The following is an 11,079-nucleotide window of genomic DNA, read 5'->3' on the forward strand; positions in this document are numbered from 1 at the left end:
CTGGCGGCAAGGGAAGCGTGTAGCTCGCAGCGGTGGCCGCGGCCCGTCTTGCGCATATTCTCCGCTGCTGAAAAGAATGGGCGTCGAAGAAACCGCGCGGTTCTGGCGAATGCAGGTTCGGCGCGGCCGGACAGGTTGATCCGCGGAAAACACCGGATCGTGGCGCTGAACGTCGGCAGCCGGCGCCCTCGAGCTCTGAGCCGCGATGGCCGAGGGCCGCGCCCGTCAGTCGAACGGGCTGGCCTTTCCGCCAGGATGCACATGATGGTAATAATCGGTCAGGCGCAGTTCTGCGGCGGCCGCCTGATCCAGAACCACCGTCGCCTTGCGATGCAGTTGCAGCGCCGAGGCCGGGCAGGCCGCCGACAGCGGCCCCTCGACCATGGCGGCGACAGCCGGCGCTTTCGATGCGCCGGTGGCCAGCAGCAGGCAATGTTTTGCATCCAGGATCGTGCCCACCCCCATGGTGATCGCGTAGGCGGGCGGTTCCGTGCCGGCGTCGAAATAGGGGCGGTTCGCCTCGCGCGTGCTGCGCGTCAGGGTCTTGATCCTGGTCCGCGAGTTCAGGGACGAGGTCGGTTCGTTGAAACCGATATGTCCGTTGCGGCCGATGCCCAGCAATTGCAGGTCGATACCCCCGGCCTCTTCGATCCGCCGGTCATAGGCGTCGGCCTCGGCCCGCGGATCGGCGGCATCGCCGCGCGGCAGATGGGCGTTTTGCGGGTCGATGTCGATATGGTCGAAAAGCCGTTCCTGCATATAGCTGTGATAGGAGGCGGGATGATCCGGCGACAGGCCGACATATTCGTCCAGATTGAAGGTCACGACCCCGGCAAAGGACAGCGAGGCGCGGTGCAGTTCGGACAGGCGCCGGTAAAGCGGCTCCATCGTGCCGCCGGTCGCCAGACCCAGAACGGTGCGGGGGCGGGATCGCACCTGCGTCTCGATCAGTTCAGCCGTCCGGTTTATCGCAGCCTCGTGCGTCTCGCAGATCAGGACTTTCACGATATATCCTCTTCAGTCATGAGTGCGCCGATCAGGGCGCTGTCCTGTCCCAGGGATGCCGGATTCACCGGCACCCGGAACAGTTCGGGTTCGGATGTCAGATGCGACTGCACCCGCAGCAGATAGCCGGGTGCCAGCCCTACGCCGCCGCCGATCGCGACCCGGTCCAGTCCGAACAACGCCGTCAGGTCGGCGATCTGCCGGGCCACCGCCGCGGCCGAGCGGTCGATTGCCGCCCTGGCGCGATCCGAGGTGTCGGCGAACGCCGCGCGGGCGTCTGGGGTGCCTGCGGCCAGCGCAATCGCACGTCCGGATGCGACCGATTCGACCGTGCCCCACCGCCCCGAACCGCACCGCGCGGTGCCAAGCGGCGAGGACATGAAGCCCAGATGGCCGGCCAGCCCGTTCGCGCTTTGCAGCAGGCGTCCGTTCAGCACGATCCCGCCGCCCACGCCGGTCGAGACCGTCAGATAGGCAAAATGGGCCGAGCCTGCGCCCGCGCCCTTGCGCGCCTCGGCCAGCGCGGCGGCGGCGGCGTCGTTGCGGACGCTGACATCGGGTCCGAAACGATCCTGCAACTGCGCCAGCAAGGGTTCGGCCCCGATGCCCGAGAGGGTGGCGGCGTTCACCGCCTGCCAGTTCCCGTCGGCGCTGATGCGGCCTGCCACTGCCGTGCCCAAGCGGTCGCCGCGCCGAAAGCCAAGCTGCGACAGCAAGCCGGCAAGCGTCTCCAGCTGTTGTGCCAGACCTGCCTGCCCGTCAGTCGGGGCCTGCAGCCTGGCCACGACCTGACCGTTGGTCACGACGGCGGCGGCGGTCTTGGTGCCGCCAAGATCGATTGCGAAACCTTGCGTCATCTGTCTGCCCTGACCGCCCTGGCGAACCAGCCCGTCATCACCTCAAGCCGCGTCAGCGCGCTGCCGACGGTTACCGCGTCGGCGCCGGCGGCCATGGCGCTGGCGGCCATGGCGGGGGTGTTCAGACGACCCTCGGCCATGACGAAGCCGCCAAGGCGGCGGAATGCCGCGATCAGGTCCAGATCGGGGGCATCGTCGTCACGCGCGGTTTCGGCGGTATATCCGGACAGGGTGGTGCCGGTGATCCGGGCGCCGGCGGCCAGCGCGTCGCGCGCATCGGCCTCGGTCGCGCAATCGGCCATCGCGACCGCGCCGCCTGCCAGGATCGCCGCCAGCACGTCGTCGCGGGCATCGGTGCGGGGGCGGGGGGTTGCGTCATAGGCCACGATATCGGCGCCGGCCGCGATCAGATCGCGGGCCTGATCCATAGTCACGGTGATGCGGACCGGGCTGTCGGGCAGGTCGCTTTTGACGATGCCGATGATCGGCACATCGACCCGCGGGCGGGTGGCGCGCAGGTTTTCGACCCCCTCGATCCGCAGGCCGCTGGCCCCGCCCGCGACCGCCGCCTGCGCCATCGCGGCAACGATGCGCGGATCGTCCATCGGCCCGTCATCGACCGGCTGGCAGGACACCACCAGCCCGCCTTGCAGTCTTTCCAGCACGCTCATCTCATCATCCCGGGCAGGCCGGTGGCAAGGATCGGAAAGACGCAGACCAGGATCAGGACCACGATGGGCGGGATCAGCCAGGGCAGGATCGCCCGGGCCAGCCGCTGGAACGGGATGCCGCCCACCTGCGCCACGACGAACAGCGCCATGCCCATCGGCGGCGTCAGGATCGAGATCATCAGGTTCAGCACCACGATGATGCCGAAATGCACCGGGTCGATGCCGAAACCCAGGGCAATCGGAACCAGGATCGGCACGACGATCAGCAGGATCACCAGCGATTCGACGAACATCCCCAAAACGAAGATCATCAGGTTCACCGCGATCAGAAAGCTGACCGGACCGTCGGCGATGCCAAGAAACAGTGCCGCGATCTGTTGCGGGGCCTGTTCGCGCGCCAGCACATAGCCCAGCAGCGACACGCCCGCAATGATCATGGCGATGCTGGCCGAGGTCGCGGTGGTCTCATAGATTGCGTCCCACAGCCGGCGCCAGGTCAGTTCGCGATAGAAGATCAGGTCGATCAGGATGGCATAGACGACCGTGACCGCCGCCGCCTCGGTCGGCGAGAACAGGCCGCTGAAGATGCCGCCCACGATCACCGCCGGGGTCAGCAGCGCCGGAAAGGACCGGATGAACAGCCCGAACAGCGCGGGCAGGCCCGGCCAGGCGTCGCGCGGATAGTCGCGGCGCGAGGCGATGACATAGACCATGACCATCAGCGCCACGGCGCACAGCACGCCCGGCACGACGCCGCCCAGGAAAAGCTGCCCGATCGAGGTGTTCGAGATGACGCCGTACAGAACCATGGTGATCGAGGGCGGCACCAGCGGCCCGATCATGGACGAGGCCGCGGTGACTGAACCGGCAAATTCGTCGTCATAGCCGGCCTTGCGCATCGCCTCGATCTCCATCTTTCCCAGACCGCCGGCATCGGCCAGCGCCGATCCCGACATGCCCGAAAAGAACAGGCTTGCCATGATGTTCACGTGGCCCAGCCCGCCGCGGATATGACCGACCAGCGCGCGGGCAAAGCCGAACAGCAGATTGGTGATCCCCGCGCCGTTCAGGATCGCGGCGGCAAGGATGAACAGCGGCACGGCCAGCATGGGAAAACTGTTCAGCCCGTCGACCATCCGCGACAGCGCGAAGGCCAGGCCCAGCCCGGACCAGTAGAAATATCCCATCGAGACGAGGATCATCGAAATCCCGATCGGCACGCCGATCAGAACCAGAACCAGCCAGCCGATGGCGATGATGGACAGGATCACAGCGCGGTCTCCACTTTCTCGGGGTCATGGCGGTGACCCACGCCCAGGATCCGCCGGATCACCCGGTGGGCGATCAGGATCATCGCGACCAGCCCCGAGGCGTAAAGCAGCGCATCGCTGACCGGCAGGGTGACGGCCTCGTTCGACCAGGTGCGCTGGACGGTCTTCCAGCCGATCCAGACCAGATGCAGCACGATCGCCAGGTAGATCGCGTCGATGACGGTGAAGATCGCCACCCGCAGCTTGCGCCGCAGCCCCTCGACCAGGAAACCCATGCGAAGCTGGGTGTCGGTGCGTTCGACCTCGGCAATGCCGATCATCGCCATCCATACCCACAGCCAGCGCGCGGTTTCCTCGGTCCAGACCGGCCCGGTGAACAGCGCCGTGCGGCCAAGGATCTGGATCATCAGCACGACGATCAGGACGATGAACAGGACCGACGCGACGATCCCTTCGGGGCTGTATCTGCGAAGCGGTTTCACGTGCGTCTTCCTTGTTGCAGGGTCCTGTTTGCGGATGCGGCGGGGCGACCGGCCCCGCCGCATCGCCACCTCATTCCGCCGTCACGTTGGCGATCGAGCCTTCACCGAATTCCTCTTCCAGCGTGTCGTAATAGCCCTGCATCGCCTCGCGGAACGGCTCGAGATCGGGGCGGGTGATCGTCAGGCCGCGTTCCTCGAACACCTTCAGCAGTTCTTCCTCGCCGGTTTGCAGCAGATCGTCGTTCAGCTTGCCGCCCGCCTCGATGGCGGTGTTGATCCATTCCTTTTCCTGATCCGAAAATCCGTCCCAGGTGTCCTTGCCGATCAGCACCGCCGACGAGGCCACGAAATGGTTGGTCAGCGCGACCGAGCTTTGCACCTCGTAGAATTTCTGCGCGTCGATGGTGGTCAGCGGGTTTTCCTGCGCGTCGACCTGATTGGTCTGCAGCGCCAGATACACCTCGGGGAAGGCGACCGGGGCCGGGGTCGCGCCCACGGCTTCGGCATAGGCGATCAGGAACGGCACGTTGGGCGTGCGCAGGCGCAGGCCCTGCATGTCCTCGATCGAGTTGATCGGCTTGTTCGCGGTGGTCTGGCGGGTGCCGTAATACCACACGTCCAGCACGTGAATGCCCTGTTCCTCGAACTTGCCGGCCATCTCCTGACCCCAGGGACCGTCCACGACCCGTTTCAGCTGGTCGTAGTCGCTGATGACATAGGGGGCGCCGATCAGCTTCAGTTCGGGAATGGTATAGGACATGTCGGGATAGCCGGTGATGACCATGTCCAGTTCGCCCGCCTGTGCCTGCTGCACCATGGCCTTGAAATCGCCAAGCGTGGCCGAGGGGAACAGCGTCACGGTCAGTTCGCCGCCCGAGATTTCCTCAAGCGAGCGGGCGAATTCGGCCGCGCCCTTGTAGACCGGCGTCGCCTCGTTGTCCTGCAGACCCAGGGTCAGTTCGCGGGCATCGGCCGCCGCGCTCAGCGCGATCACGGCCGCGCCGGCCATCAGGAATTTCGTCAGCATGTCATCCTCCTCGTTGATGCAGATGTCTTGTCATTCGGTTTTCGATGGCGCGTCCTGCCGCGCTGCGGACAGCCGCGCGCGATAGGACCGCGCCAGATGGTGATCCATCACATCGGTGGCGGTCAGAACGTCGCCGTTCAGAACCGCCTCATAGATGGCGCGATGTTCGTCATGGGCCATGCGGTCGTGCCGGACGGGGTCCTTGACGGGCGGGCGTTGGGCCAGCAGGTCGGACACGAACATGTCGTGCAGCGTCAGGATCACCGGATTGCCCACGATCGAGACCAGCGCGCGGTGAAAGGCGATGTCGGTATCGGCGAAATCCGAGGTGCCGATGGCGGTTTCGTTCAGCGCCAGCGCATCCTGAAGCCGCGCGATCTGGATGCGGTCGCCGCGCATCGCGGCCTCGCGCGCCGCGCCCGTTTCGATGAACTGGCGCATCTGTTCCAGATGCGCGCCCCCCTCGGCATCGCCCATCAAATCGCGGATATTGCCGGCGGCGGAGTGCAGGATCGCCTGAAGGGACGGGCGGCTGGCGCGGGGTCTGCGGCCGCCGCCGGAATCCAGAAAGCCCCGCATCTGCATCTGCGCCAGCGCCTCTCGCACCGTCGGGCGCGAGGCATCGAAGCGTTCGCACAGCTCACGTTCGGGCGGCAGCGGCTGGCCCTGCGGCAACTCGCCGCTGCGGATGCTGGCGATCAGCCGGTTGGCGATCAGGTCGGACATGCGGAGTGCAGGTGACGTGCTGTCCATGGCCTCCCCCCAATCGCCGCGCGTTCGGATTTTTGGTAATACCATAATTACCGATTGTCAAACCAGTTTTCGTCCCTATGCTGTTCGCATTATTCACGGAGATCAGAGATGAGCAAGATTCTTGCCGGCATGCATGCCGCGCTGATGACGGGTCTGGACGATGAGGGCGGCTTCAGCCCGGACCGTCAGCGCGCGCTGGACGACTACGTCCTGCGGCAGGGGCTGGCGGGTCTTTACGTCGGCGGCAGCAGCGGGGAATCGGGTCTTCTGGGCACCGACGAATTGCTGGCCCAGCAAGAGGTCGTGGCCAATGACGCGAAGGGCACGACGCTGATCGCCCATGTCGGCGCACCGTCGCTGCGCGATTCGATCCGGCTGGCGCGGAACGCCGCAAAGCTTGGCTATCACGGTCTGTCGGCGCTGCCGCCGCATTCCTATCCGTTCACCGATGCCGAAATCCTGGCCTATTATCGCGACCTTCAGGCGGCCACGGATCTGCCGCTGATCGTCTATGAGGTGCCGGTGCGCACCGGCCGCCCCATCGGCTTCGAGGTGCTGGTCGAGGTGCTGGGCCTGCCGAACGTGGCCGGGATCAAGTTCACCTCGAACGACATGTTCAAGCTGTCGATGCTGCGCCGCGCGCGCCCCGATTCCACCATGTTCTTCGGCTTTGACGAGATCTATCTGTCAGGTGCCGTGCTTGGCGCGGATGGCGGCATCGGGACGACCTATAACCTGTTGGGCAAGCTGTATGTGGCGCTGGACCGTGCCATCCGCGCCGGCGATCTGGCCCAGGCGCAAAGGCTGCAAACCGTCTCGGCCCGTTTCGTCGAGGCGCTGCTGCCCATCGGCGTCCTGCCGGGGATGAAGGCCGGTTTCCGCGCCATCGGGATCGAGATCGGCGCGACGCGCGCCCCGATGGCCGCGCGGACCGACGATGGCGATGCGCGCATGGCCGAAATCATGGCCCGCCCCGAATTCGCCGAATGGGTGGCGTGATCGCAAGGGCAAAGGGGATGCTGACGGACGCGGAGTGATACGGGCGGTGCGCAACCGGCGCGCTCAGCCATCCCCGCGCGTCATCGTCAGCGTTGCCCACTCGCCCAGATCGTCGCGGCGATCCAGCGTGAAGCCATGCTGACGGTAGGCCTCGATCACCTCTTCCGCCTGATCGGACAGCAGCCCGGACAGGATGATCTTGCCTGACGCCCCGACATGGCGGGCCATCTGCGGCGCAAGGTCGATCAAAGGCTGTTTCAGGATATTGGCCAGCACCAGATCGAACGGCGCGGCCTCGTCCAGAACCGGATGGTCGAAGCCGGTTGCCTCGATACATTCGACGCGACCCGACAGGCCGTTGGCGATCACGTTCGCCGCCGCCGTATCGACGGCGATCCGGTCAGAGTCGCTGGCCAGCACGGTGACCGGCCAGATCCGCGCCGCGGCCATCGCCAGAACCCCGGTTCCGCAGCCGATATCGGCGATCCGGTGCGCGTCATGGCCGGCAGTGGCCAGCCGGTCCAACGCCTGAAGACAGCCCTTGGTGGTGTCGTGATGGCCGGTGCCGAAGGCCATCGCCGCCTCGATGCACAGCGCCTCGACCCCCTCGGGCACGCGGTCGGCGTCGTGGCTGCCATGCACGAAGAACCGGCCCGCCTCGACCGGCGTCAGTTCGCGCCGGACATGGGCGACCCAGTCAACCTCGGGCAATTCCGAGACGACGAACGGCTCGGCCCCCCACGCGGCGGCCAGCAGCGCCAGCGCAACTTCGTCGGGGCGTTCCAGGAAATAGACACCGACCTCCCACCGGTCCGACCCGTCCTCGATCTCGAAGACGCCCACGCCGACCGGTTCGGGGGCAAGATCCTCGCACGCCTCGGCCAGGGCTTCGGCGGCGTCGCGGCCGGCGACATGGGTCAGGGCGGTGAAGGTGGGCATCAGATCGGGTCCGGGTTGGGCAACGACGCCTCTACCCCGGTGCCCTCAAGCGCGCAATAACCGCCGGGGTTCTTTTCCAGATATTGCTGATGCTCGGCCGGGGCGGGCCAGAACGGGCCTTCATCGACGATCTGCGTGGTGATCTTGCCGAACCCTTCCAGCGCCAGGCGGTTGCCGTAATCCACCTTCGACGCCTCGGCGGCCGCGCGCTGGCTGTCGTTGAACACCATGATCAGGCTGCGATATTGCGAGCCGACATCGTTGCCCTGCCGGTCGCCCTGCGTCGGATCGTGATGCTCCCAGAACAGCTTCAGCAGATGTTCATAGCTGATCTGCGAACTGTCATAGACGATGCGCACGACCTCGGCATGGCCGGTGTCGCCCTTGCACACCTGATCGTAGGTCGGGTTCCGGGCGGTTCCGCCGGCAAAGCCCACCTCGGTCAGCCAGACGCCGTGCTGCTGCCAGAACAGCCGTTCGGGACCCCAATAGCATCCCATGCCGAAAATCGCCTGGTCGAAGCCCTGCGGCGCCTGCGCGTCCAGCGGCCGGTTGAAGATCGCATGTGTGGTCATCGTGGCATCCTTGTTGTTGCGATCCAGAACGCACGGAACGCGCGTTGGTTCGCCGGAAGATTCGGGCCGGCGGGCGTCCCGCAGCAGCGTTCTAGCCGCGCGGATGGGCGGCGCGATAGACTTTCATCAACTGCGCGTCGTCCACCGCCGTATAGACCTGCGTGGTCGACAGGCTGGCATGGCCCAGAAGTTCCTGGATCGTGCGCAGATCGCCGCCGGCCGCCAGAAGATGGGTGGCGAAGGAATGGCGCAGCGCATGCGGCGTGGCCGAGGGCGGCAGGCCCAGTGCCGCCCGCGCCCGCCGCAGCGCAACGGCGATCTGGCCGCCGGACAGCCGACCCCCGCGCACGCCGCGAAACAGCGGCTGTTCGGGCGCCAGCCGCCACGGCGACAGCTTCAGATAGGCGGCGACCACATCGCGCGCCACCGGCAGCATCGGCACGTTCCGCTGCTTGCCGCCCTTGCCGGTGATCGTCAGGCTGTCGCGGAACGGCCAGTCCGCGCCGTCAAGGCTCAGCGCCTCGGAAATCCGCAGGCCGCATCCCCACAGCATTGTCATCACCGCCACATCGCGCGCCGCGACCCATGGCGTGTCATGGCCTGCCGCTACCATTTCCAACGCCTCGCGCGCCTGATCGGGTGTCAGCGGGCGCGGCAGCGACCGGGCGTATTTCGGGCTGCGCGCGGCCAGCGCGGCGCTGAGATCGTGCCCCTCGCGGTCGGACAGCCAGCGCAGGAACCCGCGCACCGCCGATTGCCGGCGCGCCAGCGACCGCGCGCCCAGGCCCCGCGCCCGTTCGGCGGCCGCGAATGCGCGCATGTCCGCCTGCCGCAGCAAGGCCAGCGACCGCGGCGTCGCGGCCGCACCGTGATGGCCGCCCAGAAACGACAGGAACGCCAGCAGATCGGCGCGATAGGCGGTGATCGTGTGGGCCGAGCGGTCGCGCGTCGCCGCCTCGACCTCCAGCCAGCGCGCCAGCGCCGCCGCCGTGGCGGGCGCCAGCGCCAGCGGGCCGGGCGCGGTCATGGCCGCAGACGGGCCAGCAGCACCAGCCGGAACACCTGCCCGAAAAAGCGCAGAAGATCGGTGCCGTGCGCGGGCGCGAAACGCTGCCCGTCGGCGCTGCCCATGACCAGCAGCGCGCGCGGACGCCGCGCCCCCAGATCCAGCGGCAACAACGCCTCGGAGGCGACCGCCCGGCCGTGGATCGGCTGCGTGATCGGCGAGGCCGGGCGCAGCACGATGTCGTCGCCGCGCGGCGCGCGCCGTCCGGCCGCGACGATCCGTCCGACCGCACCCTCGGGCGCGATCACCACATCCTCGGGCAGGTTGGGGATGGCGGGATCGTCCTCGACCACCAGGCGCAGCGTCTCGATCCGCAGCAGCGGCGCGATCTCGGCCTGCAGGCTGTCGATGAAATCCGCCAGATCGGCCGATTCCATCAGCCCGATCACCGCGCGATGCACCACCGCCGTGCCCGACTGGTTGTCATAGGCGGCGGCGATCACGCTTTCATGCTGCGATTCCAGCCGGTCCAGCCGTGTTTCCAGCGCCTCCATCGCGCGGCCGCGAATGTCGATCACATTGTCGCCGATCTCGGCCTCGCGCGCGGCCACAAGGGCGCGCATCACGTCGCGATCGGCCAGAACCGCCGCGGGATCGGCCAGCAGCCGGTCGCGCGTTTCCGGGTCCAGCCCCGGCTGTGCCTTGGGTTCGGCGGTCATCCTGCCCCTTTCCGCCGCCTGACGCGGCTGTTTCAGCCGATCTTCTGACCGGTCTTTGCCCAGTCCGCAGTGAACTGCTCAAGCCCCTTGTCCGTCAAGACATGCTTTGCCATCGCCTTGATCACGGCGGGGGGCGCGGTGATGACGTCGGTGCCGATCTTGCCGACCTCGACGATGTGGTTCACCGACCGGATCGAGGCCGCCAGGATCTGCGTGTCATAGCCGTAATTGTCATAGATCTCGCGGATATCGGCGATCAGGTCCACCCCGTCCAGATGGATGTCGTCCAGCCGGCCGATGAACGGGCTGATGAAGGTCGCCCCGGCCTTGGCCGCCAGAATCGCCTGCGCGGCCGAAAAGCACAGCGTCACGTTGACCATGTGGCCGTCATCGGACAGCGCCCGGCAGGCTTTCAGCCCGTCCCAGGTCAGCGGCACCTTGACCGCGATATTGTCGGCGATCTGCGCCAGGTGCTTGCCCTCGCGGATCATGTCGTCGGCCTTCTCGGCCACGACCTCGGCCGAGACGGGACCGGCGACCATGTCGCAGATCTCGCGCGTCACCTCTGCGATGTCGCGCCCGGCCTTCAGGATCAGCGAGGGGTTGGTGGTCACGCCGTCCACCATGCCCAAATCGTTCAGCTCGCGGATCGCATCCACATCGGCGGTATCGACGAAGAATTTCATGGCCCGGCTCCTCTTGTGCGGTGTTGTCGGTGTAATAGCCCAAAACCCCGAACCCGGAAAGGGGCGGCGCGGGGGATCGGCGGGCTTGC

13 protein-coding genes are annotated in these 11,079 nt (G+C 67.0%); 1 reads left to right on the plus strand and 12 read right to left on the minus strand.

The window, feature by feature from the left end:
- Positions 1 to 225: 225 nt before the first annotated feature.
- The 7 genes from nagB to JHW45_RS02945 form a co-directional block, all read right to left on the minus strand.
- Positions 226 to 1,005, minus strand: coding sequence for a glucosamine-6-phosphate deaminase (nagB, locus tag JHW45_RS02915; RefSeq protein ID WP_272859468.1), 780 nt, complete (start codon positions 1,003 to 1,005; stop codon positions 226 to 228).
- On the minus strand, positions 1,002 to 1,862 hold the full coding sequence (locus JHW45_RS02920; protein WP_272859469.1) for an ROK family protein: 861 nt from the start codon (positions 1,860 to 1,862) through the stop codon (positions 1,002 to 1,004). Before JHW45_RS02920 ends, nagB begins: the two co-directional genes overlap by 4 nt.
- Positions 1,859 to 2,533: an N-acetylmannosamine-6-phosphate 2-epimerase gene (locus JHW45_RS02925; protein ID WP_272859470.1), complete on the minus strand. Its 675-nt coding sequence runs from the start codon at positions 2,531 to 2,533 to the stop codon at positions 1,859 to 1,861. Before JHW45_RS02925 ends, JHW45_RS02920 begins: the two co-directional genes overlap by 4 nt.
- Positions 2,530 to 3,804, minus strand: a complete 1,275-nt coding sequence (locus tag JHW45_RS02930) for a TRAP transporter large permease (protein ID WP_272859471.1) — start codon at positions 3,802 to 3,804, stop codon at positions 2,530 to 2,532. Before JHW45_RS02930 ends, JHW45_RS02925 begins: the two co-directional genes overlap by 4 nt.
- Positions 3,801 to 4,286: a TRAP transporter small permease gene (locus tag JHW45_RS02935; RefSeq protein ID WP_272859472.1), complete on the minus strand. Its 486-nt coding sequence runs from the start codon at positions 4,284 to 4,286 to the stop codon at positions 3,801 to 3,803. Before JHW45_RS02935 ends, JHW45_RS02930 begins: the two co-directional genes overlap by 4 nt.
- Before the next feature lie 70 nt (positions 4,287 to 4,356).
- Positions 4,357 to 5,313, minus strand: coding sequence for a sialic acid TRAP transporter substrate-binding protein SiaP (locus tag JHW45_RS02940; RefSeq protein ID WP_272859473.1), 957 nt, complete (start codon positions 5,311 to 5,313; stop codon positions 4,357 to 4,359).
- A gap of 30 nt (positions 5,314 to 5,343) precedes the next feature.
- Positions 5,344 to 6,039: an FCD domain-containing protein gene (locus tag JHW45_RS02945; protein ID WP_272859474.1), complete on the minus strand. Its 696-nt coding sequence runs from the start codon at positions 6,037 to 6,039 to the stop codon at positions 5,344 to 5,346.
- Between the two features lie 135 nt (positions 6,040 to 6,174).
- On the opposite strand from JHW45_RS02945, the gene JHW45_RS02950 reads away from it, so the two are divergent.
- A complete protein-coding gene (locus JHW45_RS02950; RefSeq protein ID WP_272859475.1) occupies positions 6,175 to 7,065 on the plus strand; it encodes a dihydrodipicolinate synthase family protein in 891 nt (296 codons plus the stop codon).
- 63 nt (positions 7,066 to 7,128) lie between these two features.
- On the opposite strand, the gene JHW45_RS02955 is transcribed toward JHW45_RS02950, so the two are convergent.
- From JHW45_RS02955 to fsa, 5 genes are all read right to left on the minus strand, one after another.
- Positions 7,129 to 8,004 (minus strand): 50S ribosomal protein L11 methyltransferase, encoded by an 876-nt coding sequence (locus tag JHW45_RS02955; protein WP_272859476.1) that lies wholly within the window; start codon positions 8,002 to 8,004, stop codon positions 7,129 to 7,131.
- On the minus strand, positions 8,004 to 8,579 hold the full coding sequence (gene msrA, locus JHW45_RS02960; protein ID WP_272859477.1) for a peptide-methionine (S)-S-oxide reductase MsrA: 576 nt from the start codon (positions 8,577 to 8,579) through the stop codon (positions 8,004 to 8,006). Before msrA ends, JHW45_RS02955 begins: the two co-directional genes overlap by 1 nt.
- 91 nt (positions 8,580 to 8,670) lie before the next feature.
- Positions 8,671 to 9,606, minus strand: a complete 936-nt coding sequence (locus JHW45_RS02965; RefSeq protein WP_272859478.1) for a tyrosine recombinase XerC — start codon at positions 9,604 to 9,606, stop codon at positions 8,671 to 8,673.
- Entirely contained in the window at positions 9,603 to 10,304 is a 702-nt protein-coding gene (locus JHW45_RS02970) for a DUF484 family protein (RefSeq protein ID WP_272859479.1), read from the minus strand. The genes JHW45_RS02965 and JHW45_RS02970 overlap by 4 nt, the downstream gene beginning before the upstream one ends.
- A 32-nt stretch (positions 10,305 to 10,336) precedes the next feature.
- Entirely contained in the window at positions 10,337 to 10,990 is a 654-nt protein-coding gene (gene fsa / locus JHW45_RS02975; protein WP_272859480.1) for a fructose-6-phosphate aldolase, read from the minus strand.
- Between the last annotated feature and the right edge of the window lie 89 nt (positions 10,991 to 11,079).

The sequence above is a fragment of the Paracoccus stylophorae genome (assembly GCF_028553765.1).
GTDB classification, from domain to species: domain Bacteria; phylum Pseudomonadota; class Alphaproteobacteria; order Rhodobacterales; family Rhodobacteraceae; genus Paracoccus; species Paracoccus stylophorae.

Excerpts from the sequence above, each read along its gene's own strand:
- JHW45_RS02920 (WP_272859469.1), bottom strand. The coding sequence starts at position 1,862 with ATGACGCAAGGTTTCGCAATCGATCTTGGCGGCACCAAGACCGCCGCC.
- JHW45_RS02925 (WP_272859470.1), bottom strand. The coding sequence starts at position 2,533 with ATGAGCGTGCTGGAAAGACTGCAAGGCGGGCTGGTGGTGTCCTGCCAG.
- JHW45_RS02940 (WP_272859473.1), bottom strand. The coding sequence starts at position 5,313 with ATGCTGACGAAATTCCTGATGGCCGGCGCGGCCGTGATCGCGCTGAGC.
- JHW45_RS02945 (WP_272859474.1), bottom strand. The coding sequence starts at position 6,039 with ATGTCCGACCTGATCGCCAACCGGCTGATCGCCAGCATCCGCAGCGGC.
- JHW45_RS02950 (WP_272859475.1), top strand. The coding sequence starts at position 6,175 with ATGAGCAAGATTCTTGCCGGCATGCATGCCGCGCTGATGACGGGTCTG.
- JHW45_RS02955 (WP_272859476.1), bottom strand. The coding sequence starts at position 8,004 with ATGCCCACCTTCACCGCCCTGACCCATGTCGCCGGCCGCGACGCCGCC.
- msrA (WP_272859477.1), bottom strand. The coding sequence starts at position 8,579 with ATGACCACACATGCGATCTTCAACCGGCCGCTGGACGCGCAGGCGCCG.
- JHW45_RS02965 (WP_272859478.1), bottom strand. The coding sequence starts at position 9,606 with ATGACCGCGCCCGGCCCGCTGGCGCTGGCGCCCGCCACGGCGGCGGCG.
- JHW45_RS02970 (WP_272859479.1), bottom strand. The coding sequence starts at position 10,304 with ATGACCGCCGAACCCAAGGCACAGCCGGGGCTGGACCCGGAAACGCGC.
- fsa (WP_272859480.1), bottom strand. The coding sequence starts at position 10,990 with ATGAAATTCTTCGTCGATACCGCCGATGTGGATGCGATCCGCGAGCTG.